At 71.0% G+C, this 26753-nt stretch carries 20 protein-coding genes; 8 read left to right on the top strand and 12 right to left on the bottom strand.

What is annotated here, in order from left to right:
- Window positions 1-116 precede the first annotated feature (116 nt).
- The 3 genes from FEZ32_RS12905 to FEZ32_RS12915 are packed head-to-tail and all read left to right on the top strand — an operon-like array spanning window position 117 to window position 3273.
- Window positions 117-767: a TetR/AcrR family transcriptional regulator gene (locus FEZ32_RS12905; RefSeq protein ID WP_051238457.1), complete on the top strand. Its 651-nt coding sequence runs from the start codon at window positions 117-119 to the stop codon at window positions 765-767.
- The gene (locus FEZ32_RS12910) at window positions 764-1669 is read left to right on the top strand and encodes an ABC transporter ATP-binding protein (RefSeq protein ID WP_028703416.1); all 906 of its coding nucleotides are present in this window, start codon (window positions 764-766) and stop codon (window positions 1667-1669) included. The genes FEZ32_RS12905 and FEZ32_RS12910 overlap by 4 nt, the downstream gene beginning before the upstream one ends.
- On the top strand, window positions 1666-3273 hold the full coding sequence (locus tag FEZ32_RS12915) for an ABC transporter permease (RefSeq protein ID WP_138680753.1): 1608 nt from the start codon (window positions 1666-1668) through the stop codon (window positions 3271-3273). The genes FEZ32_RS12910 and FEZ32_RS12915 overlap by 4 nt, the downstream gene beginning before the upstream one ends.
- 7 nt (window positions 3274-3280) lie before the next feature.
- Here the strand turns inward: FEZ32_RS12915 and acs are convergent, their stop codons facing one another.
- Complete coding sequence (gene acs / locus FEZ32_RS12920) at window positions 3281-5173, bottom strand: acetate--CoA ligase (protein WP_138680754.1); 1893 nt, start codon at window positions 5171-5173, stop codon at window positions 3281-3283.
- Between the two features lie 229 nt (window positions 5174-5402).
- On the opposite strand from acs, the gene FEZ32_RS12925 reads away from it, so the two are divergent.
- Window positions 5403-5957, top strand: coding sequence for a rhomboid family intramembrane serine protease (locus tag FEZ32_RS12925; protein WP_051238461.1), 555 nt, complete (start codon window positions 5403-5405; stop codon window positions 5955-5957).
- A gap of 50 nt (window positions 5958-6007) precedes the next feature.
- Window positions 6008-6943 carry a 1,4-dihydroxy-2-naphthoyl-CoA synthase gene (locus tag FEZ32_RS12930; protein WP_232021076.1) on the top strand — a complete coding sequence of 312 codons (936 nt, stop codon included), beginning with the start codon at window positions 6008-6010 and terminating at the stop codon, window positions 6941-6943.
- 46 nt (window positions 6944-6989) lie between these two features.
- Here the strand turns inward: FEZ32_RS12930 and FEZ32_RS12935 are convergent, their stop codons facing one another.
- Window positions 6990-7292 carry a hypothetical protein gene (locus FEZ32_RS12935; RefSeq protein ID WP_051238463.1) on the bottom strand — a complete coding sequence of 101 codons (303 nt, stop codon included), beginning with the start codon at window positions 7290-7292 and terminating at the stop codon, window positions 6990-6992.
- Window positions 7293-7323: 31 nt separating this feature from the next.
- On the opposite strand from FEZ32_RS12935, the gene FEZ32_RS12940 reads away from it, so the two are divergent.
- Both FEZ32_RS12940 and FEZ32_RS12945 read left to right on the top strand, forming a co-directional pair.
- Window positions 7324-8529: an AMP-binding protein gene (locus FEZ32_RS12940; RefSeq protein ID WP_036981911.1), complete on the top strand. Its 1206-nt coding sequence runs from the start codon at window positions 7324-7326 to the stop codon at window positions 8527-8529.
- A 40-nt stretch (window positions 8530-8569) separates the two neighbouring features.
- The gene (locus FEZ32_RS12945) at window positions 8570-9778 is read left to right on the top strand and encodes an isochorismate synthase (RefSeq protein WP_028703421.1); all 1209 of its coding nucleotides are present in this window, start codon (window positions 8570-8572) and stop codon (window positions 9776-9778) included.
- A 54-nt stretch (window positions 9779-9832) separates the two neighbouring features.
- On the opposite strand, the gene FEZ32_RS12950 is transcribed toward FEZ32_RS12945, so the two are convergent.
- The 4 genes from FEZ32_RS12950 to lepA all read right to left on the bottom strand — a co-directional run bounded on the left by FEZ32_RS12950 (window position 9833) and on the right by lepA (window position 16195).
- Entirely contained in the window at window positions 9833-11464 is a 1632-nt protein-coding gene (locus FEZ32_RS12950; RefSeq protein ID WP_138680755.1) for an ABC-F family ATP-binding cassette domain-containing protein, read from the bottom strand.
- A 162-nt stretch (window positions 11465-11626) separates the two neighbouring features.
- Window positions 11627-13318 (bottom strand): 2-succinyl-5-enolpyruvyl-6-hydroxy-3-cyclohexene-1-carboxylic-acid synthase, encoded by a 1692-nt coding sequence (menD, locus tag FEZ32_RS12955; protein ID WP_138680756.1) that lies wholly within the window; start codon window positions 13316-13318, stop codon window positions 11627-11629.
- The gene (locus FEZ32_RS12960; RefSeq protein WP_138680757.1) at window positions 13311-14315 is read right to left on the bottom strand and encodes an o-succinylbenzoate synthase; all 1005 of its coding nucleotides are present in this window, start codon (window positions 14313-14315) and stop codon (window positions 13311-13313) included. The genes menD and FEZ32_RS12960 overlap by 8 nt, the downstream gene beginning before the upstream one ends.
- A 26-nt stretch (window positions 14316-14341) precedes the next feature.
- Entirely contained in the window at window positions 14342-16195 is a 1854-nt protein-coding gene (lepA, locus tag FEZ32_RS12965; RefSeq protein ID WP_036981916.1) for a translation elongation factor 4, read from the bottom strand.
- A 156-nt stretch (window positions 16196-16351) separates the two neighbouring features.
- Between lepA and rpsT the strand changes: the two genes are divergently transcribed.
- Window positions 16352-16618, top strand: coding sequence for a 30S ribosomal protein S20 (gene rpsT / locus FEZ32_RS12970; RefSeq protein WP_028703426.1), 267 nt, complete (start codon window positions 16352-16354; stop codon window positions 16616-16618).
- 200 nt (window positions 16619-16818) lie between these two features.
- Here rpsT and holA read toward each other — a convergent pair whose 3' ends face one another.
- The 6 genes from holA to FEZ32_RS13000 all read right to left on the bottom strand — a co-directional run bounded on the left by holA (window position 16819) and on the right by FEZ32_RS13000 (window position 26745).
- Window positions 16819-17844 (bottom strand): DNA polymerase III subunit delta, encoded by a 1026-nt coding sequence (holA, locus tag FEZ32_RS12975; protein ID WP_138680953.1) that lies wholly within the window; start codon window positions 17842-17844, stop codon window positions 16819-16821.
- Between the two features lie 26 nt (window positions 17845-17870).
- The gene (locus FEZ32_RS12980) at window positions 17871-19613 is read right to left on the bottom strand and encodes a DEAD/DEAH box helicase family protein (protein ID WP_474390819.1); all 1743 of its coding nucleotides are present in this window, start codon (window positions 19611-19613) and stop codon (window positions 17871-17873) included.
- Window positions 19614-19681: 68 nt separating this feature from the next.
- On the bottom strand, window positions 19682-22057 hold the full coding sequence (locus FEZ32_RS12985; protein ID WP_138680758.1) for a ComEC/Rec2 family competence protein: 2376 nt from the start codon (window positions 22055-22057) through the stop codon (window positions 19682-19684).
- Entirely contained in the window at window positions 22044-23024 is a 981-nt protein-coding gene (locus FEZ32_RS12990) for a ComEA family DNA-binding protein (RefSeq protein WP_036981918.1), read from the bottom strand. Before FEZ32_RS12990 ends, FEZ32_RS12985 begins: the two co-directional genes overlap by 14 nt.
- Window positions 23025-23124: 100 nt before the next feature.
- Window positions 23125-25611 carry a leucine--tRNA ligase gene (gene leuS, locus FEZ32_RS12995; protein ID WP_028703431.1) on the bottom strand — a complete coding sequence of 829 codons (2487 nt, stop codon included), beginning with the start codon at window positions 25609-25611 and terminating at the stop codon, window positions 23125-23127.
- 87 nt (window positions 25612-25698) lie between these two features.
- Window positions 25699-26745: a DUF4192 domain-containing protein gene (locus FEZ32_RS13000; RefSeq protein ID WP_028703432.1), complete on the bottom strand. Its 1047-nt coding sequence runs from the start codon at window positions 26743-26745 to the stop codon at window positions 25699-25701.
- Between the last annotated feature and the right edge of the window lie 8 nt (window positions 26746-26753).

Below are 26753 nucleotides of genomic sequence, written 5' to 3' on the forward strand. Positions count from 1 at the left end.
GGTGATGTGTGCTGCTGGATCGTCCAGGGTACTTGACAGACCTTGAACGCGCGTTCAACATATTGAACGTGAGTTCAACACCAGCGGAGCACGTGAGTTCAACATCGGGAGAGCACGTGAGTTCCACACCTGAGGACCTGCTGCCCAGTGCGCGCATCCGCCTGGCGGCTCTGGAACTGTTCGGCAGCCAGGGCTTCGACAGGACGACGGTGCGTCAGATCGCCGCCCTCGCCGGCGTCTCCCCCGGCCTCGTGATCCACCACTTCGGCAGCAAGCACGACCTGCGGCTGGCCTGCGACGCCTACGCCTGCCAGCTGTTCGACGACGAACGGGTCTTCCTCAAGGACTCCGGCCCGATGCCCAGCCTGGAGAGCTGGGTGCACGACCACCCTGACCTGCAGCCGGTGATGACCTATCTCGTGCAGTGCCTGCGCGGCGGTGGGGAGATGGCCGACCGGGCCTACCAGCTGCTCTGCTCGGTCAGCGAGGACCTGCTCACCGAGGCGGAGAGTCAGGGTCTGGTCCGGCTGCCCGCCGACCGGGAGGCGGCGATCGCCCTGCTGGCCACCTGGAGCGCCGGCCTGCAGATCCTCAGCGACCTGTTCGCCCGCCGTCTGGGCGGCCGGCACCTCACCGATCCCGAGGTGATGCGCCGCTACGCCGTCGCCGCCACTGAACTGCTCAGCAACGGCGTGCTCTCGCCCTCCTACACCGAGACCCTCCGACGGGTCATCGAACCCTCCGACGATCAGGAGTCACGATCATGACTGAACCAGCGATCCGTACCGAGGGGCTGGTCAAGACCTTCGGGCCGGTGCGGGCCCTCGACGGCCTCGACCTCACCGTCCCCACCGGATCGGTCCGGGGATTCCTCGGACCCAACGGGGCCGGGAAGTCCACCACCATCCGCGTCCTGCTGGGCCTGCTGCGCGCCGACTCGGGGACCGTGCGACTGCTGGGCGGGGACCCCTGGTCCCAGGCCCCCGCGCTGCACCGCCGGCTGGCCTATGTGCCCGGCGAGGTGAACCTGTGGCCCAATCTCACCGGCGGGGAGGCCATCGACCTGCTGGGCAGGGCCCGCGGGGGGATCGACGCCGCCCGGCGCGACGCGCTCATCGAGCAGTTCGCCCTGGATCCGCGACGTCGCACCCGCGCCTATTCCAAGGGCAACCGGCAGAAGGTCGCACTCATCGCAGCCCTGGCCAGCGACGCCGAACTGCTCCTCCTCGACGAGCCGACATCGGGCCTCGACCCGCTGATGGAGCGGGTCTTCACCGACCTGATCCGCCAGGAGTCCGGCCAGGGACGCACCGTCCTGCTGTCCAGCCACATCCTCTCGGAGGTCGAGAAGCTGTGCGACTCGGTCTCGATCATCCGCGCCGGGCGCATCGTCGAGACCGGCACCCTGGCCCAGTTGCGCCACCTCCACAGCCTCGAGGTGGTCGCCGAGCTGGCCACCCCGCCCGCCGGTCTGGACCGGCTGTCCGGACTGCACGACCTGTCGGTGGAGGGCACCACCGTGCGCGCCCATGTGGACGCCGACGGCCTGGACGACCTGCTGACCGCGCTGACCCGGTGCGGGGTGCGGTCCCTCACCTCGACTCCCCCGAGTCTGGAGGAGCTCTTCCTCAGCCACTACTCCGATCCCACCGAGGAGGTCTCGCGATGACCACTCTCACCGGGACCGGCCTGTGCCTGCGGGCCGCACTGAGACGGGACCGCCTGTTCTGGTTGTGCTGGATCGTGGTGCTGGCATTGATGCCGGCCTTCACCGCGATGAAGTACGACGAGCTCATCCCGGCCGGCAGCGACCCGCGCCTCACGCTGGCTCCGCTGGCCGCCAACCCGGCGATGCAGGCCCTTCTCGGGCCGGCCTTCGACATCTACACCAAGGGCGGGTTCACCTTCTGGCGGGCCGGCGGGTTCACCGCCATCTTCGCCGGGATGATGACCGGTTTCGCGATCATCCGGTCGACCCGCGCCGAGGAGGAGGCCGGCCGCCTCGAGCTCGTCCGGGCCGGGGCGATCGGACGCCACGCGCCCCTGGTGGCGGCCCTCCTGGAGTCCCTGCTGGGTGCGGTGGCCGCCGGAGTGGTCACCGCCGCGGCCTGCATGGCCGCCGGACTGGGGACCCGCGGGTCGCTGGCCGGCGGGCTGGCCCTGACCTGCTGCGGCCTGGTGATGGCCGGCGCGGGCGCCGTGATCGGCCAGGTCTTCGAGAGTGCCAGGACCGCCAGGGCCTGGACCGTCGGCATCGTGTTCGGCGGGATGTTCCTGATCCGGATGATGATCGACGGGGCCGGGACGGACTCGGGCCGGGCCTGGCTGCGCTGGGCCGTTCCCCTGGAGTGGGGACTGTTGATCCGTCCCTGGGCCGGGGAACGGTGGTGGGTGGCGGCACTGCCTCTCGCCCTCTTCCTGGCCCTGTCCCTGCTGGCCCTGAGGCTGGAGTCTGTCCGCGACCACGGCGCCGGGCTGAGGGCGTCGCGGCCGGGCCGGGCGCGGGCCTCCGTGCTGCTCTCGGGCCCCTTCGGGCTGGCCTGGAGGTTGCAGCGCAACGGCCTGATCGGCTGGGTCATCGGCCTGCTGGTGGGTGCCGCCGGCACCGGCTCGATCGTCAGCCAGACCGGGGCCTCCCTGGCGAGGAACCCGCAGTTGGCCGAGTATCTCGACCGGATGGGCGGATCCCACGACTTCGAGGTGTCCTTCTACGTCGCGATGCTCACCATTCTTGCCGGTATCGCCGGGGTGATGGCCGCCGTCCTCATCGGCAGCCTGCACCGGGAGGAGGCCAACGGCCACCTGGAGTCGCTGCTGGCGACCTCGGTGAGCCGCTGGCGGGCGGCCGCCTCCCATCTGGTGTGGGCGCTGGCGGCACCGGTGGTCCTGATGGTCGGCGTCGGGGCGCTGCTCCCGCTGTCCCAGGCCCGCTCCGACGGCGACTACTCGCTGATCGGCCAGTACGCCCGCTCGGCGGCCGCCCTGGCACCCGGGATGCTGCTGATCTGCGGGATCGCGATGGCCCTGCTGGGGTGGCTCCCCCGGCTGTTCAACCTGGTGTGGGTGGTGATCGGCTGGACCCTGTTCACCACCTGGTTCGCCGCACTCATCAACCTGCCGGCGAGCGTGGCGAGGGTCCAGCCCTGGGGATACCTGTCCTTCCTGCCCCGCGACACGATGGACTGGACCCCCTTCCTGGTGGAGACGGGGATCGCTGTGGTGCTCGTCGGCGTCGGCCTGATCGGCTACCGCCGACGAGACATCACGGCGTGATCGCGTCTCAGCCGTTCTCCAGGGTGGACAGGTCCCCCTCGTCCTCGCCCAGGGCCCGGGCCCTCAGGACCCGGCGCATGATCTTGCCCGACCGGGTCTTGGGCAGCTTGTCGACGAACTCGACGACATCGGGCTTGGCGATCGGCGAGAGGGTCTGGGAGACGTGCTGGCGGATGTCGCCGACCAGCTCGTTGGACCCCTCGTAGCCGGTGTTGAGCACCGCCAGGACGTGGATGGCGTTGCCCTTGACCTCGTGCGGCAGGCCGATCGCCGCGCACTCGGCGACCGCCGGGTGGGAGTTGACCGCCGCCTCCACCTCGGCGGTGCCGATCCGGTGTCCCGAGACCTTGATGACGTCGTCGGTGCGTCCGATGATCCAGACGTAGCCGTCCTCGTCGATCCGCGCCGAGTCGCCGGTGAGATAGACCCCGGGATACTTCGTCCAGTAGGTCTCGACGTACCGATCGGGCTCCTTGAACAGGGTGCGCAGCATCGAGGGCCAGGGGTTCTTGAGGACCAGGAAGCCGTCGGTGCCGGCGGGCACCTCGTGTCCGGCCTCGTCGAGGACCGCCACCGCCTGGCCGGGGATCGGCCGACCCGCCGAACCGGGCTTCTTCGGCATCGCCGGCAGGCTGGTGATCTGCATCGCCCCGGTCTCGGTCTGCCACCAGTTGTCGATGACGGCGCAGCGCTTCTGGCCCACCACCTCGTGGAACCAGCGCCAGGCCTCCGGGTTGAGGGGTTCGCCGGCGCTCACCAGGATCCGCAGGGTCGACAGGTCGTGCTTGGTGACCCAGGCGTCGCCGAACCTCATGAGGGTGCGGATCGCGGTGGGGGCGGTGAACATCCCGTTGATCCCGTAGTGCTCGACCAGCTGCCACCACACGTCGGGGTAGGGGTAGACCGGGCTCCCCTCGGCCATGAAGGTCGTGGCGCCGCGGATCAGCGGGGCGTAGATGACGTAGGAGGTGCCGGTGATCCAGCCCGGGTCGGCGGTGCACCACCAGCGGTCGGCCTCGTGGATGTCCAGGCAGTTCTTCATCGTGGAGGACAGGTGCACCTGGTAGCCGCCGTGGGTGTGCACCGCGGCCTTGGGCTTTCCGGTCGACCCGGAGGTGTAGAGGATGAACAGCGGGTCCTCGGCGTCCACCTGGACGGTCGGGCAGTGGCCCTGGGCGATCGGCAGCCGGGCCAGCTCGTGGTACCAGTGGTCCCGGGTGGGATCCATCGTCACCTCGGAGGCGGTGTTGCGCACCACGACGACGTTCTCGACGCTGGGCGAGAAGCGCACGGCGTCGTCGACGATCTTCTTCATCGGGAAGACCGATCCGTTGATCCAGGAGCCGTCGACGGTGATGACGACCCGGGACTCCGAGTCGTCGATCCTGGTGCTCAGCGCATCGGCGGAGTAGCCGGCGAAGACCACCGAGTGGATCGCGCCGATCTTGGCGCAGGCCAGCATCGCGAAGAAGATCTCGGGGATCCGCGGCAGGTAGATCGTCACCACATCGCCCTTGCCGACACCCATCGACAACAGGATGTTGGCCATCTGCTCGACCTCTCGGTTGAGCGAGAAGTAGGAGAAGGTCCGCACCTTCGAGGTGTCCTCCCCCACCCAGATCAGCGCCAGCTTGTTGCGGGTCGCCGAGCTGAGGTGCCGGTCGACCGCATTGGTGACGATATTGGTGCGCGCCCCGGTGAACCACTTGTAGAACGGTGCCGCCGAGTCGTCGAGCACCTTGTCCCAGGGTTTCGACCACTCCAGCTCGGAGGCCTGGTCGGCCCAGTAGGCCTGCGGATCGGCGGCCGCACGGGCCTCGACGGCCCTCCAGTCCTTCACCCATGCCCGGTCGACGATCTCGGCGGGGGGCTCGAAGACATCCTGGTGATCTGTCGTCATGTGGTCCTCCTCGACCGGGCATCGTCTGCCTGTGAATGACAGCTCTGAGGTAACCACAGTTCGGGCCGGGTGCTGCCCGAATTGACCAAAGACGTTCGCCATCGGCGTGACGGTGCGCGACGCCCGCCCGACTTGGTCGGGCACGGACACTGGAGACATGAGTCAACTGCAGCCGCGAGCGCCCAGACTGCCCACCACGAGCAACCCCGCGGGACGATCCGCGGCGGTGATGGCGGGGGTGGTCGCGGTGATGTGGCTGCTGGAGATCATCGACGCCGCCACCGGCGGGGCGCTGGACACCCTGGGGATCCACGCCCGGACGGTGGACGGGCTGTGGCAGATCTTCACCGCTCCCTGGCTGCACCACGGCTGGGCCCACCTGGCCGGCAACACGATTCCGCTGCTGGTGCTGGGGTGGCTGGTCCTGATGGACTCCACCCGCACCTGGCTGGTGTCGGCCCTCATCGTCACGGTGAGCTCCGGGCTGTTCGCCTGGGTCGCCTCGCCGAGCGGCAGCGTCACCCTGGGGGCCTCCGGGGTGGTCTTCGGATGGCTGACCTTCCTGCTGGTCAAGGGCATCTTCACCCGCGACATCGGCGACATCGTGCTGGCCGTCATCGTGCTGTTCGTCTACGGCGGGGTGCTGTGGGGGATCCTGCCGACCGCCTCGGGGGTGTCCTGGCAGGCCCATCTGGGTGGGGCGGCCGGCGGCGTCCTGGCGGCCTGGTTGCTGACCCTCACCGAACGCGAGCAGCGCAGCCGGATGATAGCTTCGCGGCCGTGAGCAGCCTGCCCTTCGTCTCCGACACCTTCGACCCCCAGCGGTGGCGCGAGATCGCCCTTCCCGGCGATCCGCTGACCGACATGACCTATCACCGGTTGATCTCGCGGGGGCCCGACGACGGCGCCCCCCGCGGCGAGGACCTGCCGGTGGTGAGGATCGCCCTGGACCGGCCGGGGATCCGCAACGCCTTCCGCCCGCACACCGTCGACGAGCTGTACCGCACCCTGGACGACGCCCGGTGCTCGGCCGACGTCGCCGCGGTGATCCTCACCGGCAACGGCCCCTCGGCGGCCGACGGCGGATACTCCTTCTGCTCGGGCGGGGACCAGCGGATCCGCGGCGCGGCCGGCTACCAGTACGAGACCGATGAGGCGGCCGGGGACGAGGCCCTGTCCACCGATGCCCGGCACCAGAGGCTCGCCAAGGGGCGTCTGGGCCGGCTCCACATCCTGGAGGTGCAGCGGTTGATGCGCGCCACCCCCAAGCCGATCATCGCCGCGATCCCGGGCTGGACCACCGGTGGCGGCCACTCCCTGATGGTGGTCGCCGACCTGGCCGTCGCCAGTCTGGAGCACGCCCGCTTCAAGCAGGTCGACGCCAACGTCGGGTCCTTCGACGCCGGCTACGGGTCGGCCCTGCTGGCCCGTCAGATCGGCGACAAGAGGGCTCGCGAGATCTTCTTCCTGGCCGACACCTACGACGCCGCCCAGGCCGAGCGGTGGGGGGTCGTCAACCGCGCGGTGCCGCACGCCGAGCTGGAGACCACCGCCATCGAGATGGGACTGAGCGTCTCCCGGCGCTCCCCCCAGGCGATCCGGATGCTCAAGTACGCCTTCAACATGGTCGACGACGGGATCGCCGGCCAGCAGGCCTTCGCCGGGGAGGCGACCCGGCTGGCGTACATGACCGAGGAGGCCCAGGAGGGTCGCGACGCCTTCCTGGAGCATCGCGCCCCCGACTGGTCGTCCTACCCCTACTACTACTGAGCTGGCGGGGACTCCGTCCCGATCGAACCAGCGGTCCGCAGAGCGACTACTCGCACCGGCAGACGGAGGTGTCGAGGCCGCCATGCCACAGCGCCCAGATCTGATCGGCGATGGAGGTGTATCTGTCCTCGGGTCCCGCGATCTGGTCATCGAACCACGTCACGAAGACCTGGTGGACCAGTGATCGAGTGTCTGCGGCGTCCTGGGCATCGGGCAGGCGATCGATGATCTCGTCGGCCTCACTGTCGTACTCGTCGACGTGCGGTTCGACGACGATGCCGATGGGATCGGCGTCGAAGAGAATCCGCGACACCCGCGCTGCCAGCTCCCGGCGACAAGGCCCGTCCATGGGCCCAGCCTGCCATCTGTGCGAGGATCTCATGGTGAATCTGCTGTCGAATGCCCGGGTGGTGCGGGTCGAGCGCACCGTCGAAGACGTCTCCTGGCTGATGGGCCGCCTGACGGCTGTCCTGGACGGCACGACCCGGTCGGTCCTGGTGCCGGTCGGCGGCGATGAGATGCCGCCGGCGGTCGTCACCGATCTGGAGACGCGCGCGGCCCGTGACCTGGACGACGTCCGGCTCATCGTGCGCACCTCGGGGTCGACCACCGGACACGGGCGTCTCGTCGGGTTGTCGGCGGCCCAACTCACCGCCTCGATCGGTGCCACCGACGACCGGATCGGCGGACCGGGCACCTGGGTGCTGGCCCTGCCTCCCCACCACATCGCCGGCCTCCAGGTGGTGGCCCGCTCGGTACTGGCGGGCACCACTCCGCAGGTGCTCACCGGCTCCTTCGACCCCGAGTCCCTGGCAGCAGGGGTCGATCACGCACTGTCCCGCGACCCGCACGGCCGGGTCCACGTCTCCCTGGTGCCCACCCAGCTGGTCGACGCGCTGGCCTCGCCGCGGTGCCTTGAGGCACTCGCGCAGTGCACCTCGGTGCTGGTCGGTGGCGCCGCCGCCGGCCCCGAGCTCCTCTCCCGGGCCCGGCAGGCCGGAATCGGTGTGCGGGTGACCTACGGCATGAGCGAGACCTGCGGCGGATGCGTCTATGACGGTCTTCCGCTGGAGGGGGTCCGGGTGGAGATCGACCAGGAGCACCGGGTGCGGCTCGGCGGCCCGATGGTGATGAGCGGCTACCTGGACGCTGATCTGGGGATCGGGGAGCGGGACGGGACCCGCTGGTTGACCACCAGCGACCTCGGCCACCTGGATGCCGGCGCACTGGTCATCGACGGCCGGGCCGATGACGTCATCGTCACCGGTGGCCTCAAGGTCAACGCCTCCGAGGTGGCCCAGGCCGTCCGCGACACCGGGATGGTGAGCCGGGCGGCGGTGCTCGGTCTGGACGACGAGCGCTGGGGGCAGCTGGTGACCGCTGTGGTGGTCCCCTCCCCCAGCTGGACCTCGGCCCCCCAGCTGCGCGAGGCGGTCGCCTCCCGACTGCCCAGAAGCCATGCACCGCGGATGGTGGTGACCGCCGAGGATGTGCCCATGCTGGCCTCCGGGAAGGTCGACCGGATCGGGCTGCGGGAACTGGCCGAGAGGGCCCGCGACGAGGGCCGGGCGTGGAGCCGGGACTGAGAACCTAGAATCTGCACACGTGCCCGCCACCCAGACATCAGTGCTTCTCAGCACGGAGCTGCCCGACTCCCGGTTCCTCGCCGAGGTGCCCGGCGCGGACTGGCTGTCGGCCGTCGCGCCGCTGCTGCCCGCCTCCGTCGAGCGGCCCTGGGTGTGGGTCTCCCCCCAGGCCGATGCGGCCCCGGCGGTGCTCGGCTGGGGTGAGGCGGCACGATTCAGTGCGAGCGGACACCAGGGGGTCCAGCACGCCTGGCAGGAGTTCAGCCGATGGGCCCGACAGGTCGGCGCCGATCCCCTGGCCCTGGGATCCTTCCCCTTCTCCCGTCGCCAGCAGGGCGACCTGGTGGTGCCCGCCGTCACCGTTCTGAGGAGGGCCCCCGGCCGGCCGACCGAGGTGATCGCGGCACCCGGGACAGCGATGCCGATCCCCTCGCCGATCGCCCCGGCGGCCTCCCTCACCCTCACCGAGACGCCCCGGCCGGGAGCTGAGCAGGCCTGGCTGCGGGCCGTGCAGGCCGCCATCGGCAGTCTCACCCTGGACTCGCGGATCCAGAAGGTGGTGCTGGCCCGCGCCGTGGAGCTGTCAGCCTCCCGGCCGGTGCGTCAGCTTGCGGTGGCCGCCGCCCTGGCCGCGCGGTTCCCCGGCTGCTGGACCTACGCCCATGACGGGCTGGTGGGCGCCACCCCGGAGCTGCTGGTCGACCTGCGCGGCGGCCGGTTCCGGTGCCGGGTGCTGGCCGGAACCCGCAAGCCGGCCTGGTCCGAGGAGTTGCTGAGCGATCCCAAGGAGCAGCGCGAGCACGCTCTGGCGGTGGCCTCGGTCACCTCGGCGCTGGCGGGCGACGGTATCGAGCCGCTGGTCGACGGGCCCTTCCTGCTGAAGCTGCCCAATGTCACCCATCTGGCCACCGACATCACCGCCGAGGTGGGTGGTCGGGCCAGCGCCGCCCGGATCGTCGACGACCTGCACCCCACCGCCGCGGTGTGCGGCACCCCCCGCGAGGAGGCCTACCGGATCATCGGGCGGGTCGAGGACCTGGACCGCGGCCGGTTCTCCGGCCCGGTCGGATGGATGTCGGCCGACGGCTCGGGACAGTGGGGCATCGGTCTGCGCTGCGGACAGTTCGCCCCCGGCTCCCGGCAGGTCCGGGTGTTCGCCGGGGCCGGCATCATGCCCTCCTCCGATCCCGCCAAGGAGTGGCTGGAGACCGGAGCCAAGATGGAGGCCTTCCTCTCGGTCCTGAACTGAACCGAGCTGACTGAACCGAGCCGACTGACGGGACCTCTGCCGACGGAGGCCCTCTCAGCGCCCATCTCCGGCGCCCGGCGGTGACGGTGAGGTCTCGTGCAGTCCCGACTCGTCCATCGTGACCCAGGTGTCGATGCCGAGGCGGTCCAGGACGTGGCTGTCGTGGCTGACGACGATGAGTCCGCCGCGGTAGCCGGCCAGCGCATCGACGAGTTCGTCGACGCTGTGGAGATCCAGATTGTTGGTCGGCTCGTCGAGGACCAGGAGCTGGTTCGGCGGATCGGCCAGCAGCAGGGCGGCCAGGGCGACCCGGAAGCGCTCCCCTCCCGACAGGTCCCCGACCCTCCTGTCGACGGCCTCGCCACGGAACAGGAACCTGGCCAGTCCCGCCCGCAGATCCCCTTCCGGCGCACCGGGGGCGGCAGAGCGCACCGTCTCCAGAGCCGTCGCCCCGTCGTCGAGATGGTCGAGACGCTGAGGCAGGTATCCGATGCGATCGGTGAGACCCTCGGCCCGCATCCCCTGCCATGGGGCACCCTCGGGGCTCATGAGGGTGTTCAGGAGTCGGGTCTTTCCGACGCCGTTGCGCCCGGTGAGGGCCAGGTGCTCCGGCCCCTGGAGAATGATCCGGTGGCCGTGACGGTCCCTCAGTTCGGCGAGCCGACGACCCGAGGGCACGTCGGGGTCCGGAAGGGCGATGGTGATGGTGGGGTCGCGGCGAATGCGCTCCTCCTGCTGCGCGACGGCCCGTCTCGCGGCCTCCACCGAGGCATCCAGCCTTCCGCGCAGCTTCCCGGCCGAGACCTGGGCCTCCTGCCTGCGGTTGTTCATGATCATCTTGGGCTTGCGCTTGTTCTGGTAGTCGGTGCGGGCGTAGCACCGGCGCCGGGCCAGTGTCGTCTGGGCCTCGACGCGTTGGCGCTGCTCGGTGCGCAGCTGCTGCTCGGCCGAGCGCAGGGCCTGCTGGGCGGCGGCCTGTTGGTCCGCCAGGTGGTCCTGGTAGTCGTCGTAGGGTCCGCCGAACAGGGCGAGAGTGCCGTCGCGCAGCTCCGCGGTGGTGTCCATCAGGTTGAGCAGCTCGACGTCGTGGCTCACCACGATCAGCGTCCCCCGCCACGAGGCAATCGCCTCGTACATCAGACGCCGCGAGTCCCGGTCGAGATTGTTGGTCGGTTCGTCGAGCAGCACCACCTCATGGCCGGCCAGCTGGAGGCCGGTCAGCGCCGCCAGCACCGTCTCCCCGCCCGACAGGGTGCCCACTCGCCGGTCCAGGCCGATTCCGGGCAGGCCGATCCGGTCCAGCGCGGCCAGGCTGCGGGCCTCGACGTCCCAGTCCTCGGCCAGGGTCTCGAAGTGGGCGGGGTCGGCGTCCCCCGACTCGATGGCGCGCATCGCCGCCAGGCGGGCTGCGACCCCGAGTAGATCGGCGACCGTCGATCCGGTCTCCAGGATCAGGTGCTGGGGCAGGCGTCCGACCTCTCCGGTGACCGTCACGCTCCCCGAGGTCGGGGCGAGATTGCCCGCGATGAGGCGCAGCAGGGTGGTCTTGCCGGTGCCGTTGGAGCCGATCAGTCCGGTTCTTCCGGCGGTGAAGCTGGCCGACAGCTCATGCAGGACGGTGCTGCCGTCGGGCCAGTGGAATGAGAGGTGCGCCAGCGTCACGGCCGGCGTGCGGGTGGAGGACATGGGACTCCCGGGTTGTCAGTGGAGACGCTGACAACGGAGCCCCCGGATCCGGGGCGATCGACGACGTCAGCGCGCGATGGACGCGGTCAGACGGTCGCGGATCAGCATGACTGGAGTCCTCCCCGGGGAGATCAGAACACCGTCGAGGCTACCAGGGGTTCCTCAGGAGAGTCCGGTGAGCAGGGTCACCTCGACGATGCCTCGCCCGGTCACCGGACGCTCCAGAACGGCGGGCAGGCCGTCGACGTCGACCCGCTGGAAGTCGGCCCCCAGCGCCGCGGCCAGGTGGGCGAGGTCGATCCTCTGCGGGGTGAGGAAGAACCTCTCCAGGACGTCGTGGGGGGCCCGGGCATGCTCCAGGCCGGCAAAGATCGCCCCGCCCGAGTCGTTGAGAACGATCACCTGGACGTCGGCCTGACACTCGCGCCGCCCGGTCAGCAGACCGGTGGCGTCGTGGACGGCGGTGAGGTCGCCCACCACCGCGCGGACCGGACGGCCCAACCCCGTCGACAAGCCCACCGCCGTCGAGACGGTGCCGTCAATACCGGCCAGCCCACGGTTGGCCACCGCTGTCGGAGCCACCGCTCCGGGCACGGCGTGCCGGTCGAAGGAGCGGATCACCGCCGAGGCGCCGATCATCAGAGCCGGTCCTCCGGGAGTGCAGGAGGCCTGCCAGATCATCGCGGCGGCGCGGTTCTTCTCAGCGGCCGCCCCGGAGGCGCCGTCGACAGAGCCGTCTGGAGAGCCGCCATCCGGGTGGTCCGTGCGGTGGTCGGCACTGTGCCAGCGGTCCAGCCAGGACTCGTCCTCCCCCCTCGCGCGGATCTTCCCGGGGGCGGCGACCGGCCGTCCCACCCCGGCGACATCGGTCCACCGCGGGGAGTCGGTGATGACGGTGATCGGGATGTCGGTGCGGGCCAGTAGTCGCGAGACCGGCCGCGACAGGGTCGGATGGCCCAGAACCAGGACCCCCTCGATGTCGTCGGCCAGTGAGGTGGAGAGCAACCCTTGGTAGTCGACAAGGGCGGTGCGACCCGACCGGGCACCCGAGCTGGGTTCGGCCAGCAACGGCCATCCGTGCTCCTCGGAGAGCTCCCGGGCCCGTCCCCCCGCGGCGTCTCCGGCGACCACGACACTGCGGGCCGGCATCTCGACGAGCGGCCCGACGGGCTCAACCCGTCGTGCGGGGGTCGAGACCTCCGGTGGCTGACCGGGGAGCCACGCCCGGTCGGGCACCAGGGGGTCGCGGAAGCAGACATCCAGGTGCACCGGTCCGGGGTCCGCGCTGAACTCGCCGGTGGCGGCTGCCATCGTGCGACCGACCAGCCCGTCCAGCCGCGAATCGGCCGGGTAGCCGGCCGGAAGTGTGGCCGAGAACCGGGTCGCGGAGCCGAAGATCCCCTCCTGGACGGTGGTCTGGTTGGCCCGGGTGTGCCACATCTCGTGGGGCCGGTCGGCGGTGAGCAGCAGCAGCGGGACGCCGGCGGCATCGGCCTCCAGCACCGCGGGATGCAGGTTCGCCACCGCGGTGCCCGAGGTGGTCACGACCGCCGCCGGGGTGCTGCGGCCCTGCAGGACGGCGGCGCGGGACAGGCCCAGGGCCATGAATCCGGCCGTGCGCTCGTCGAGGCGGACGTGGACGCGCAGCCAGCCGGCCTGTTCGGCGGCGGCCAGGGCGTATCCCAGGGGTGCGTCGCGGGATCCGGGACAGTAGACGACCTCTCGCAGTCCTCGGGAGACCAGGGCGCGGATCAGGTACCGGGAGCGCAGTGCGGACTCGACCTCGGAGGCGGACCCTGTCTCGGATGGCCCTGTCTTGGAAGGCTGGGCCTCGGAGGGCTGGGTCTCAGGCATCGACGACCTCCAGCATCGCGTCCAGCCGGGCCGCCCAGCGATCGCACAGCCCACGGTCCCCCTCGACGGCGTCGGCCTGGTCGACCTGGCAGAGGCGGACCGGGATGGAACCGTCGACCGGGGTCATCGGGTCGGCGGTGACATCGCCGGTGAACAGTCGGGTGGTCGCCAGCCCGCAGGCGTGGTCGAGGTCGGGAAGGGCGGCCGCCAGATGGGCGGCCAGCCCGATCCCGACACTGGTGTCCAGGGCCGAGGAGACGACGGCGGGCAGACCGGCCTGCTCCACGACGTCCAGGGCCCGACGCACCCCGCCCAGGGGCTGGGCCTTGACGATGAGGATGTCGGCGGCGTGAGCGCGGGCCACCGCGACCGGGTCCTCGGCGCGGCGCACCGATTCGTCGGCGGCGATCGGGACGTCGACGGCCCGTCGCACCCGGGCCAGGTCCTCGACGCCGGGGCAGGGCTGCTCGGCGTACTCGAGTCCCTCGGCGGCCCGGTTCAGCTCTGCGATGGCGCCGACCGCGGTCTCGACGTCCCAGGCGGCGTTGGCGTCGACCCGGATGAGGCCGTCTGGGCCGAGGGCGTCGCGGACCGCCTCGAGACGGGCACAGTCGGAGGTCAGGTCGGTGCGCGGGTCGGCGACCTTCACCTTGGCGGTGCGGCACCCGGAGCCCGCCACGAGCCGGTGGGCGCGCTCGGGGTCCACCACCGGCACGGTGACGTTGACCGGAATCCGGTCGCGGTGCGTCTTCGGCAGGGACGCCGTCGCCCCCTCGAGGCCGGCCCGCAGCCAGGCCGAGGACTCGGCGGGACCGTAGTCCCAGAACGGGGAGGTCTCCCCCCAGCCCGCCGGGCCGTGCAGCAGCAGGCCGTCGCGCACGTCGATGCGCCGGAACCGGACGGTGAGCGGCACCCGGTAGACCAGCACCCGGTCGATCCCCCGCTCGGCGAGAGATCTGGGCACGGCGAGCGGGTGAAGCGCGAGGGATCCGGTCACGGCGCCATGGTAGGCCCCGCCATGACTCACTTGGTGTCGGTGGCCTCACCGGTGCGAAGGGCCGCGACGAAGGCCTCCTGGGGCACCTCCACGGAGCCGACCATCTTCATCCGCTTCTTGCCGGCCTTCTGCTTCTCCAGCAGCTTGCGCTTGCGGGAGATGTCGCCGCCGTAGCACTTGGCCAGGACGTCCTTGCGGACCGCGCGGATCGTCTCGCGGGCGATCACCCGGGCGCCGATGGCCGCCTGGATGGGCACCTCGAACTGCTGGCGGGGAATGAGTTCGCGCAGCTTGCCGGCCATCGCGACCCCGTAGGCGTAGGCCTTGTCGCGGTGCACGATCGCCGAGAAGGCGTCCACCGGGTCCCCGGCCAGCAGGATGTCGACCTTAACCAGGTCGGAGGCCTGCTCGCCGGCCTCGTGGTAGTCCAGCGAGGCGTATCCCTTGGTGCGCGACTTCAGGACGTCGAAGAAGTCGAAGACGATCTCCGACAGCGGCATCGTGTAGCGGATCTCCACCCGGTCGGCCGACAGGTAGTCCATCCCCTTCTGGACCCCGCGGCGCTGCTGGCACATCTCCAGGATCGGGCCGATGAACTCGGCGGGGCTGAGGATGGTGGCGTCGACCACCGGCTCGTAGACCTCGGCGATCCGCCCCTCCGAGGGGTACTCGGAGGGATTGGTGACCCGCACCTCGGAGCCGTCCTCCATCACCACCCGGTAGACCACCGAGGGGGCGGTCGAGATGAGGTCGAGGTCGAACTCGCGCTCCAGCCGCTCGCGGACGATCTCCATGTGGAGCAGTCCCAGGAATCCGACCCGGAAGCCGAACCCCAGGGCAGTGGAGGACTCCGGCTCGTAGACCAGCGAGGCGTCGTTGAGCTGGAGTTTGTCCAGGGCGTCGCGCAGCTCGGGGAAGTCCTTGGCGTCGATCGGAAACAGTCCGGAGTAGACCATCGGCCGCGGTGGCGCGTAGCCGCCCAGATCGGTGGCCGAGGGGTCCAGGGCCCGGGTGACGGTGTCGCCGACCCGCGACTGGCGGACGTCCTTGACGCCGGTGATGAGATATCCGACCTCGCCGGCCCCCAGCCCCTCGGAGGGCACCATCTCCGGCGAGATGACCCCCATCTCCAGCACCTCGTGGGTGGCGCGGGTGCTCATCATGAGCACCTTGTCGCGGCTGCGCAGCTCCCCGTCGACCACCCGGACGTAGGTGACGACGCCGCGGTAGGTGTCGTAGACCGAGTCGAAGATGAGTGCCCGGGCCGGACCGTCGTCACGGCCGGCGGGGGCCGGCACCCGGGCGACGATGGTGTCGAGCAGCTGGTCGACCCCGACTCCGGTCTTGGCCGAGACCCTCAGCACCTCGGAGGGGTCGCAGCCGATGATCCCGGCGATCTCCTCGGCGTGCTTGTCGGGCTCGGCGCCGGGCAGGTCGATCTTGTTGAGCACCGGGATGATCTCGAGGTCGGCCTCCAGGGCCAGGTACAGGTTCGCCAGGGTCTGGGCCTCGATCCCCTGGGCGGCGTCGACCAGCAGGACCGCTCCCTCGCAGGCCTGCAGGGACCGCTCCACCTCGTATGTGAAGTCGACGTGGCCGGGGGTGTCGATCATGTTGAGGATGTAGTCGCAGTCACCGGTGCGCCAGGGCATCCGGACCGCCTGGGACTTGATCGTGATCCCGCGCTCCCGCTCGATGTCCATCCGGTCCAGGTACTGGGCGCGAGCGCTGCGCTCGTCGAGTACTCCGGTGAGCTGCAGCATCCGATCGGCCAGGGTGGACTTGCCGTGGTCGATGTGGGCGATGATGCAGAAGTTGCGGATCACCGACGGGTCGGTGGACCCGGGGCGCGGCGCATTCTCGACGGTGGACGCAGGCATCTGCTCCCTCAGCGGTTCAGAATCAGTATCAGTGGGCTCCGCACAGTCTCTCACGGGCCGGGGATTTGGTGGCCTGTCGGGCCGCTGGTAATGTTCTCTGTCGCGTCGTCTGTCGGCGCTTTCCCAGATTCATCGAGTGAAAACAGAGGCTGCCCAGTGCCCAACATCAAGTCGCAGGTCAAGCGCGTCAAGACGAACGAGAAGGCCCGTCTGCGCAACAAGGCCGTCAAGTCCGCTCTTCGCACCCACGTGCGCAACTTCCGTCGCGCCGCCGAGGCCGGCGACCAGGAGAAGGCTCTCAGCTACGCGAAGATCGCCAACCGTCAGCTCGACAAGGCGGTCTCCAAGGGCGTCATCCACCAGAACCAGGCCGCCAACCGCAAGTCGGCCATCTCCAAGAAGCTCAACTCGCTGGCCGCCTGAGCCGGCTCCCGAGCGGATCCACTGCTCACAGCGCCTCGACCCACTGGGTGGTCGGGGCGCTTGTCGCGCCCGGAAACGGCGTGACTCCCTGATGTCGGGATCGTGACGCTGTCCGCAACCTCGGCGCGCTGCCGTTCGGGGCGCGGATGCGGCTGTTCACAGGACCCATCAGACCGTTTCGGAACACGGCCGGGACCGGATCAGGAGCGCCGCGACCCCCGACGTCGCAGGCCGTTGATCTGCAGCAAAACGGCCTCCAGGGCGTACCCGGCGTCGACGGCGGCGCCCTTGACGGCCGCGTCGGCCCGGCCCACCGCGGTGATCGCCCTGGCCAGACCGAGGCTGTCCCATCCGCGCGAGGTGCGCGACAGGTCCTTGATCCGCCCCAGCGGCACCCCGATCGCCCTGGACATGTCCAGATCGCTCATCCTCGAGGTCCGCAGGTCCAGGTAGAGCCCCAGTCGGCGCAGCCCCAGGGCCAGCGCCGAGGTTACCTGCACCGGGGCGGTGCCGGTCGACAGCGCCCAGCGCAGCTGCTCCAGGGCCCGTGACAGGTCACCGGCCAGCACGGCGTCGCTGACCACATACCCCTTGACCTCGGCGCGCCCGCCGAAGTAGGTGGTGACGATCGCCGGGCTGATCCGGGTGGTGTCGGCGTCGGAGGCCACCTGGGCCAGTGCCGTCGCCAGGGTGCGCAGATCGTCGCCCAGAGCCATCTGGAGGGCATCGGCGGCGCCGGCCTCCAGGACCAGTCCGGTGGAGTGGGCCTCGGCCGCGATGAACTTCGGCACATCCCACGGCCTGGGGGCGGCGGCGTCGATCCTCTCGACCCCCGCCTTGCGCAGCCGGTCGACCAGGCCCTTGCCCTTGACACCGCCGGGGTGGACCAGGATCAGGCACAGGTCGGGGCCGGGGTCGGCGGCGGCTGCGGCGACCATCTCGAACAGGTCCTTGTCGATGTCGCAGATCTGGTCGACCACCAGGGCGGTGGCCGTGCTGAACAGGGATCCCCCGCTGGCCTCCAGGAAGTCGGCGCCGGTCATCCCGGTGCCGGTGAGCCGGACCACCTCGACCTCGGGTCGCTCGGTGCGGGCGGCCGCCACCCGTTGGTTCACCGCCCGCTCGCTGAGCAGCGCCTCGGGGCCGTGCACCAGCAGGGTCCGTCCGAAGACGGAGCTGTTCTGGCTCGCTCTCCTGCCGCCTCGTCCGGTCACGGAGCCCAGCATGCCAGCTGTCACCGACAGTTCTGCACTCAGTGCCGGTGCAGCCAGATGAGCCGCCTCTGCAGCAGGTGCATTGGCGCGGCGTCATTCTTCTCCCCGGGGATCTCCCGGTAGAGCTGGCCCCAGGCGGCCTGCGGGGTGAGCCGGTGGTCGCGGGCGAAGTCCTTCAGGGCGGTGGAGATCTCCCGGCGCATCTCGTGGGGGTCGGTGATCTCGTCGTAGACGGATCCTCCGGCATGCTGCAGGGCGATCAGGTCCTCGCGCCTCTCCTGCCTGCTGAGGGCCTCCTGGCTGGCCCGTCGGGCGCGTCTGACCGAGGCCACCTTCTTGGCCTTCTCGGCGCGCGCCTGCTCGTCTCGGGCCAGCAGGGCCCTCTCCTGGGCGGGGGTCAGCAGCCCGTCGAGGGCGAAAAGTCCGCCGTCGGAGGGTTCGGTGGCGGTCTCGATGACCTCCCCGAGGATGGCGTCGGAGGCGACCGCCTGCCATCCGGGGCCTCCCTCACCGGGCTCGTTGCGCTCGCGCTCGGCCTCCTCCAGCGGGTCCCCCTCGGTCGGCGGGGCGATCACGTGGTCGCGCTGCTCCTCCATCTCGGCGGCCAGGTCGAGCAGTCTGCTCACCGCGGGGAGGAAGACGGTGGCCCGCTCCCGCCGGTTGCGGGCGCGCACCACCCGGCCGACCATCTGGGCGAAGAAGAGCGGGGTGGAGGCGGTGGTGGAGTAGATGAGGACGGCGGCGTCGGGGACGTCGACCCCCTCGGTGATGAGGCGGACGCAGACCGCGCAGATGGTGTCGGGGTCGTCGCGGTAGTCGGCGAGTTTGCGGGCCGAGGCGGCGTCATCGGAGACGATGACGCTGGCCCGGTTCCCGGTGACCTGGTTCCACACCTCGGCGTACTCCTTGGCGACCTCCTGGTTGGAGGCCGGGATGAGGACCTTGGCGTGCGGGATCTGGCCGGAGTCGCGCAGTCGGTTGACCCGGGCCCAGGCGGCAGCCATCACATGGGCGATCCACTCCCCGTCGGGGTCCAGTGCGGTGCGCCAGGCCATCTCCTCGGAGCTGCGGGTGAGTTCGGAGTCGCCGAGAATCGCGGTGTGCTCCTCGCCGACCGAGTCGTTCCAGGTGGATCGTCCCGAGTAGGTGGCGAAGGTCACCGGGCGCACGACGCCGTCGTGCAGCGCCTCGGCGTAGCCGTAGGTGTGGTCGGCGACCGACTCCAGGACCCCCTCCCCGACGTCCTCGTAGTGGACGTGGGCGATCTTCGCGTCGTCGGAGCGGAACGGCGTCCCGGTGACCCCGAGGCGTCGACGGGCGTGGGAGAAGGCGTCGATGACGCCGGCCCCCCAGCTCATCTGGTCGCCGGCGTGGTGGATCTCGTCGAAGATCACCAGGGTGCGATGTGTCTCGGCGCGCGCGGCGTGCAGGGCGGGCTTCTGGGCCACCTGGGCGTAGGTCACCACGCAGCCGTGGGCGTCGGAGGGCAGCCGCTCGGAGTTGGGGGTGTCGCGCAGGTCCAGTCCGAGGGCACCGGCGGCCCCGATCCACTGGGTGCGCAGGTGGTCGGTGGGGCACACCACGATGACCCGATCGATGACGTGGGTCTGCCACAGGTGGGCGGCCACGGCCAGGGTGAAGGTCGTCTTGCCGGCTCCCGGTGTGGCGCACTCCAGCCAGTCGGTGGGATCGGCGGCGATGTACCTGTCAAGGGCCTCGCGCTGCCAGGCGCGCAGTCGGACCGGCATTCTGGGGCCCTTGGCCGCAAACCGTGAAACCACCTGTCCCCTTCCCGAGGTTCTCGTCATGAGGTGTGACACCAGCGGACAAACCTAGCTCATCGATCGCCTCATCGCCGCGTCCTGGTCACCACCTGGTGCTGGTGGGACTCGACGGTCACCGTGCCCTGCTGGTCGGTGCGGCGCACCTCCATGCCGAGCCGGCCGGCCAGCCTGAGGGCGCCGGCCGCCGGGTGCCCGTAACTGTTGTCGAGCCCCGACGAGGCGATCGCCAGGCGGGCCCCGGTGGCTCTCCAGAAGGCCTCGTCCTGGCGGCCCGATCCGTGGTGGGGCATCACCAGGACCTGTGCCTGCAGGCTTCGCCCCGAGCCCTCGGCCCAGCGCCGGGCGGCCTGCTGGGCCAGCGGCTCGATGTCCCCGGTGAGCATCGCGGTGAGCTCGGGGGTGCGGGCGCGCACCACCACCGAGGAGTTGTTCTCGGCCGATGACTCCCCCGACCCAGCGTCCTCCTCACCGTCGACCGGCCCCGACCAGAGCACCTCCAGGTGCACCTGGCCGACCTGGACGGTGTCTCCGGGCACCGCCGCCCGCAGCCGGACCCCGGCCCCGGCCGCGCTCCTGAGGACCCGTTGCGCCTCGGCCCTGGGGGAGGCCAGCGGGGAGACCAGCACGGTCTGCACCCCGGAGCGGGCCAGCACCGCCTCGGTGCCCCCGACGTGGTCGGAGTGGAAGTGGGTGAGCACCAGCACCGGGACCTGCCGGACGCCGAGCTCGTCGAGGCATCGGACCATCGGTTCGGGTTCGGGGCCGGTGTCGACCAGGACGGCGGCCGCCGGGCCGGCGCGGACCAGCACCGCGGTGCCCTGGCCGACGTCGCAGACCCCCAGCTGCCAGTCGCCGGGCCAGCCGGGGACCGGGGGTCGCACCACGGTGGCCAGCACCACCAGGATCGCGGTGACCAGGGCCCGCAGCCGTCGGGCGAGCAGCCACGGGGTGATCATCCCGATGCCCAGGCACAGCCCGCCCAGAACCACCAGGAGAACCGGCCTGGCCGGCCACTGGAGGGCTCCGGCCGGGGCCGCGGCGCCGGTCCTGGCGATCCACAGGATGGGGGCCACGCACCAGCCGGCGAGCCATCCGGCGGGGACCCCCAGCGGCGCCCAGACCGCCCCGAGCAGGGCCGCCGACATGCCCAGGGTGGTGGCCGGGGCGACGAAGGGCGCCGCGGCGAGGTTGGCGAGCAGGCCGGTGGTGCTCACCTGCCCCGACAACCAGGTGATGATCGGCTGGGTGGCCAGCTGCGCGGCCCAGGGCACCGCGACCGCCCGGGCCAGGTTGAGAGGCGCCCAGGAGGCCATCGCCGCGGCCCAGCCGGCGGTCCACCACAGGATGCCGGCGGTGGCGCTGACCGACAGCCACAGTCCCACCGAGCGTGACAGCCAGGGGTCGGCGATCATCAGCCCCACCACGGCCACGCACAGGGCGCGCAGTCCCGCGGCCCGGTCGAAGGCCAGTCCGACCGCCGCCAGGGTGACCACCCCCATCGCCGCGGCCCGGACCACCGAGGGTTCGGAGCGGCAGATGATGACGAATCCCACCACCCCGCACACGCTGAGCACCCGCAGCAGTCGGCGCCTCATCCCCAGCCAGGACCCGACCCACCACAGCAGGGCGGTGGTGGCGGCCAGATTGGCCCCCGAGACCGCCATCAGGTGGGTCAGGGAGGTGGCCCGGAACTCCTCGGCGATCGTCTCGGGGACCATGGTGGTGTCGCCGACCACCAGGGAGGGGACCAGGGCGCGCTGGTCGGGCGGACTGTGGGCGACCGAGGTGACCAGCGCGTCGCGGATCCTGTTGACCCCGGCGTCCAGGGCTCCGGGACCGGACATGACCCTCGGTGGCGCGGTGAGCCGCAGCCATCCGGCGTGCGGGTCCTCGGGGGCCGCCGCGGTGAGGATGCCGCGCACCTCGACGGTGCTGCCCACCCTCAGCCCCGACACCTGGGAGCGCAGGGCCGGACCGGCCCGCACGATCAGCGGCGAGGCGGCGGTGATCTGCTGGCCGCGGGCGACCAGGGTCACGGTGCGCACCTGGACCAGCACGGCCTCGGGCATCACCCCGCGGGCCTGGAGGGTTCTCGGGTCCGAGCTGATCCTGACCACCGCGGTGACCGCCGCTCCCCCGGCGGCCAGCCGGTGCACCGGGGAGTCGTGGAGGGCCCCGACCCTCATCAGCCCGAGGGTGGCCAGCACGGCGGTGACGGCCGCGCAGGCGGCCAAGGACCACCGCCTGCCGATCGTGGCGAGCACCAGCACCACCAGGGCGGTCAGGCCGATCGCGACCACCGGGGGACGCTGGCCGGTGGTGACGCACCAGGAGGTCGCCACGGCGGCCACCGCCAGCGGCAGGGTGCGCAGGTCCGGCCTGGCCCCGTGCGCGGTTCTGGACCCGGGCTTAGTGCCGGGGCCGCTTCTAGACCCGGACATGGTTCTTGAGCCGGGCGAAGGTCTTGGGGCCGATCCCGTCGATCTCCTGGAGTTCGGCGATGTCGGTGAACCTGCCGTGACTCTGGCGGTGGGCGATGATCTTGGCCGCGGTCGCAGGGCCCACCCCGTCCAGGGTCTGGAGCTGTTCGGAGGTGGCGGTGTTGAGGTCGATGCGGGTGTCGCCGCCGGTGGTGCCCGACCCGGTGCCCTGGGCTGCGCCGGGGACTCCCCCGGTGCCCTGACCTCCGGTTCCCTGGCCCCCGGTTCCCGGATCACCAGCGGCCGGAGAGCCTCCCGCGGCTCCCGTCGACTGGTCGGGAGGGATCACCCGGCCGTCACCGGCGGCCGGGATGACCACCTGGCAGCCGTCGCAGACCGGGGCGGCGAGGTTGAGCCTGCCCGGGTGGGCCCCGGGAGCCATCCCGCCGGCAGCGCTCACGGCGTCGACCACCCGCGCCCCGCCGGGCAGCTGGTGGACCCCGGGCCGGTTGACCCGGCCGAGCACGTGCACCCGGATCCTCGTGTCCACCGAGGGCGTGGTGACGACCGGGGTGGAGGGTGCCGCCGAGACCACCGGGCTCATCGAGACCGCCGACAGCGGCACCGTGGAGGGCCGGGCCCGCATCAGCCACACGGCCACCACAGCCAGCACCAGGACCAGCACGATCCCGAGGGCCGACAGATGGGGTGCGGTGAGGGTCCGCGCGGCCGGGGACCACCCGGACCCGGCACCGGCCGACCTGCTGGAGCCGTCCGGTCCGGCCCGTGAACCTGCAGTGGAGCGCCGGTCGCCATCGGAGCCGGACACGCCATCGGAGCCGGAGGCGGTGTCCTTGCGGGCATCAGAGCCGGCATCGGGGGCGGGGTCGGGTTCGCTGTCGTGGGCGCGACGGGGCCCGGGGACCGGGCCGGGGAGCCCGGCCAGCAGGTCCTCGAGCCGGTCGCGGAATGAGTCGTCGCTCTTCACACCTCCACTTATCGCGGTGGAGGGGACGAATCGGACACCCGATCTCCAACCTGTGGACAACTCGTCGCCGGGGGCGAGCAGCTGTCCACAGGCGGGAGGGCTACCTCACGACGATGGAGATCATCTTCGGCAGCCGGGCGATGACCTTGACGACCTGCTTGTCACCGATGTGACGCTGGACGTTCTGGTCGGCGGTGGCCGCCGCGACGGCGTCGGTCTCGGAGATGTCGGGGGCGACCTGGATCTTGCCGCGCACCTTCCCGTTGACCTGGACCACCAGGGTCACCTCGTCGGCCACCAGCAGCGACGGATCGGCGGTCGGCCAGCTGGAGTTGGCCACCGAGGCCTCGTTGCCGAGCAGCTCCCACATCTCCTCGGAGACGTAGGGGGCCAGCATCGACAGGGCCTGGGCGGTGAAGGTCACCGCCTCGCGGACCGCCGGGTCGGCGGCACCGCAGCCGGAGTCGATGGCCTTGCGGGTCGCATTGACCAGCTCCATGATGCGGGCCACCACGACGTTGAACCGTCCGCCGTCGAGCAGATCGGTGATCTCGGCGATCGCGTGGTGGGTGGCCCGGCGCAGGGACAGGTCCCCGGTGGCCGGGTCGGCGTCGGCCGGGGCGGTCACATCGGCGGCCACCCGGTAGGCCCTCTGGAGGAACTTCAGGGAGGCTCCCGGGGAGACGTCGGCCCAGTCGATGTCCTCCTCCGGGGGTCCGGCGAAGATCACCGTGGTCCGCACGGCGTCCACCCCGAACTGGTCGAGCTGCTTGCCCAGATCGACGCCGTTGCCCAGCGACTTCGACATCGCCCGGCCCTGGTTGATCACCTGGCCCTGGTTCATCAGCCGCGAGAAGGGCTCGTCGAAGTCGACCAGACCCATGTCGTGGAGCACCTTGGTGAAGAACCGCGAGTAGAGCAGGTGCATGGTGGCGTGCTCGACACCGCCGACGTACTGGGCCACCGGCATCCAGCGGCGCACCTCCTCGGGGTCGAAGGCCTCGCGGTCGTCGTGCGGGGAGCAGTAGCGCAGGTAGTACCAGGAGGAGTCGACGAAGGTGTCCATCGTGTCGGTGTCGCGCTCGGCCGGTCCGCCACACGTCGGGCAGGCCACCTCGCGCCAGGACCGGGCCTCCTCGCCGGCCAGCGGGGAGACTCCCTTGGGGGCCAGATCGGCGCCGCGCAGATCGGGCAGCCGGACCGGCAGCTGGTCCTCGGGCACCGGGACGTCGCCGCAGGACGGGCAGTGGATGACCGGGATCGGGCAGCCCCAGAACCGCTGGCGGCTCAGCAGCCAGTCGCGCAGCCGGTAGGTGATGGTGGCCTCGCCGATCTTGCGGTCGTCGAGGAACCGGCACATCCGGGAGACTCCCTCGGCCTTGTTGGTGAGGCCGTCCAGGTCGCCGGAGTTCTGGTAGGCGCCGTCGCCGATGGTGGCGATCCCGCTCTCGCGCGGGTCGGGCTCGCCGGTGTCGATGACCGGGATGACCTCGATGCCGTACTTGCGGGCGAAGTCCAGGTCGCGCTGGTCGTGGGCGGGCACGGCCATGATCGCGCCGGTGCCGTAGTCGGCCAGCACGTAGTCGGCGGCCCACACCGGGATCTTCGCGCCGTTGACCGGGTTGGTGGCCTCGGCCCCCAGGTAGACGCCGGTCTTGATGTGCTCGGTGGACTGGCGCTCGATCTCGGTCTTCTTCTTGACGGTCTCCAGGTACTCCTGGAAGGCCGGCCGCTGCTCATCGGAGACGACCTGGTCGGCCAGGTCGGCGTCCGGGGCGACGACCATGAAGGTGGCCCCGTAGAGGGTGTCGGGACGGGTCGTGAAGACCCGCACCGGCTCGTCGTGGCCGTCGATCATGAAGTCGACGTAGGCGCCCTCGGAGCGGCCGATCCAGTGGCGCTGCATGGCCAGCACCCGCTCGGGCCAGTGGCCCTCGATCTCGCTCATGTCGTCCAGCAGCCGCTGGGCGTAGTCGGTGATGCGGAAGTACCACTGGTTGAGCTGGCGCTTGGTGACCACCGCGCCGCAGCGCTCGCAGCGGCCCTCCTTGACCTGCTCGTTGGCCAGCACCGTCTGGTCCTCGGGGCACCAGTTCGCCCACGAGTCCTTCCGGTAGGCCAGGCCGCGCTCCATGAACTTCAGGAACAGCCACTGGGTCCAGCGGTAGTACTCCTCGTCGGAGGTCTGCAGCCGCTTGTCCCAGTCGAAGGAGATCCCGTACCGCCGGAAGGAGGAGGCCTGGGTGTCGATGTTGCGGTAGGTCCACTCGGCGGGATGGGTGCCGTGGTGGATGGCGGCGTTCTCGGCGGGCAGCCCGAAGGAGTCCCAGCCCACCGGGTGCATGACGTCGTAGCCCTTCAGACGCCAGTACCTGGCCACCACGTCGCCGATCGCGAAGGCCTCGGCGTGACCCATGTGCAGATCGCCCGAGGGGTAGGCGAACATGTCGAGCACGTAGCGACGCTCCCTGGAACCGTCGTCAAGGGTGGCGAAGGTCTTGTGCTGTTCCCAGTACCTCGACCACTTCTCCTCGGCAGCAGTCGCGTCGTAGCCTGCACGACGCGTCTCGCTCACTCCGTTGCTCACGTCTCACCTCTCGTTTGATGCCCGGACAATTCTAGCGATACGACCGCTGGTGGCCGCGCCATGACCGTTCCGGGACCCTCGCAGGGCTCATCGGCGACGCCGACGGGCGGTTCGGCGGCCCCGGGAGGAGCGGCGCGGCCTCTTGTGCACCGGCCCGGCGGGGGCCACCGCGTCGAGGAGGATCCCGTGGGCGATGAGCTCGGGATCCGGTGCCATCAGGGGCCACGCCGAGGGGTGGACGGCGCTGCGCTGGAGATGGTCCAGGGCCCGGAAGATCACCAGGTCCGGGTCGATGCCGCTCGCCCTCTCCAGGCAGCAGCTCTCCAGGGCGCCGTCGCCGGTGAGCCAGGCCGCCAGCCCACACAGCACCAGGGGCCGGGCGGCCATCGACTCGGGGACGTGGGCGATCACCTGGGTCCACGCCCGCACCATCGCCCGTGCCACATCGGCTTCGGTGGAGACCCACTGGGCCAGGGCGATCTCGTCGTCGCAGGTGAGGTGCGCCAGTTGGAGGGCGGTGCGGACGTCGGGGGGATCCTCGGACTCGGCGATCTCGGTCCAGATCCGGGTGATCTCGTCGGCGGCCTCCCGGTGGCTCAGCTCGGCGGCCCACTGGCCGGTCTCGATGAGCAGGGGGCCGTCGGCGGCCAGCTGCTCGGGGGTCGGGCCGGCGACGCTGGCCGCCAGGGTGGTGCGGTCCGGCAGGACTCCCAGTCCCCGGTAGACGGCCTCGGCCCTCACCTCCTCGTCGACCACCACCGCGTGGCCGTCCTCGGCGCAGCGCTCGGAGTCGCAGTACAGACTCCACCACCGGGCGCCGTCGGTGGCCACCGCGTCGATGACGCGTTCGGGGCCGAACATCGACTCGGCCAGCTGGAGCGCGTCGCAGGCCTGCCGTCCCCCTTCCGACCAGGCGACCATCAGGAGCTGGGAGTCGGGGAACCGGGTGGCCACCGGGCCCAGCAGGGCCATCAGGCCGCCGGGGGTGCGCACCTCCTCGAGGTCGGCCCGCACGGTGCACACCAGGCCGGGATTGATGACGAGGATGACCAGGTCCTCGCAGGGTCGGTACCCCAGCAGGTGGGGAATGATGCTGATCGCCTGGTCGACGGAACGGATACGGACGGGGGGCATGGACTGCT

The organism is Acidipropionibacterium jensenii, from assembly GCF_005890135.1.
Taxonomy (GTDB): Bacteria; Actinomycetota; Actinomycetes; order Propionibacteriales; family Propionibacteriaceae; genus Acidipropionibacterium; species Acidipropionibacterium jensenii.

Bases quoted from the DNA above. Each gene is read 5' to 3' on its own strand.
- FEZ32_RS12935 (WP_051238463.1), bottom strand. From the start codon at position 7,292: ATGGACGGGCCTTGTCGCCGGGAGCTGGCAGCGCGGGTGTCGCGGATT.
- FEZ32_RS12910 (WP_028703416.1), top strand. From the start codon at position 764: ATGACTGAACCAGCGATCCGTACCGAGGGGCTGGTCAAGACCTTCGGG.
- menD (WP_138680756.1), bottom strand. From the start codon at position 13,318: ATGCCTGAGACCCAGCCCTCCGAGGCCCAGCCTTCCAAGACAGGGCCA.
- holA (WP_138680953.1), bottom strand. From the start codon at position 17,844: ATGCTGGGCTCCGTGACCGGACGAGGCGGCAGGAGAGCGAGCCAGAAC.
- FEZ32_RS12940 (WP_036981911.1), top strand. From the start codon at position 7,324: ATGGTGAATCTGCTGTCGAATGCCCGGGTGGTGCGGGTCGAGCGCACC.
- FEZ32_RS12950 (WP_138680755.1), bottom strand. From the start codon at position 11,464: ATGTCCTCCACCCGCACGCCGGCCGTGACGCTGGCGCACCTCTCATTC.
- FEZ32_RS12915 (WP_138680753.1), top strand. From the start codon at position 1,666: ATGACCACTCTCACCGGGACCGGCCTGTGCCTGCGGGCCGCACTGAGA.
- acs (WP_138680754.1), bottom strand. From the start codon at position 5,173: ATGACGACAGATCACCAGGATGTCTTCGAGCCCCCCGCCGAGATCGTC.
- FEZ32_RS12985 (WP_138680758.1), bottom strand. From the start codon at position 22,057: ATGTCCGGGTCTAGAAGCGGCCCCGGCACTAAGCCCGGGTCCAGAACC.
- FEZ32_RS13000 (WP_028703432.1), bottom strand. From the start codon at position 26,745: ATGCCCCCCGTCCGTATCCGTTCCGTCGACCAGGCGATCAGCATCATT.
- lepA (WP_036981916.1), bottom strand. From the start codon at position 16,195: ATGCCTGCGTCCACCGTCGAGAATGCGCCGCGCCCCGGGTCCACCGAC.
- FEZ32_RS12925 (WP_051238461.1), top strand. From the start codon at position 5,403: ATGGCGGGGGTGGTCGCGGTGATGTGGCTGCTGGAGATCATCGACGCC.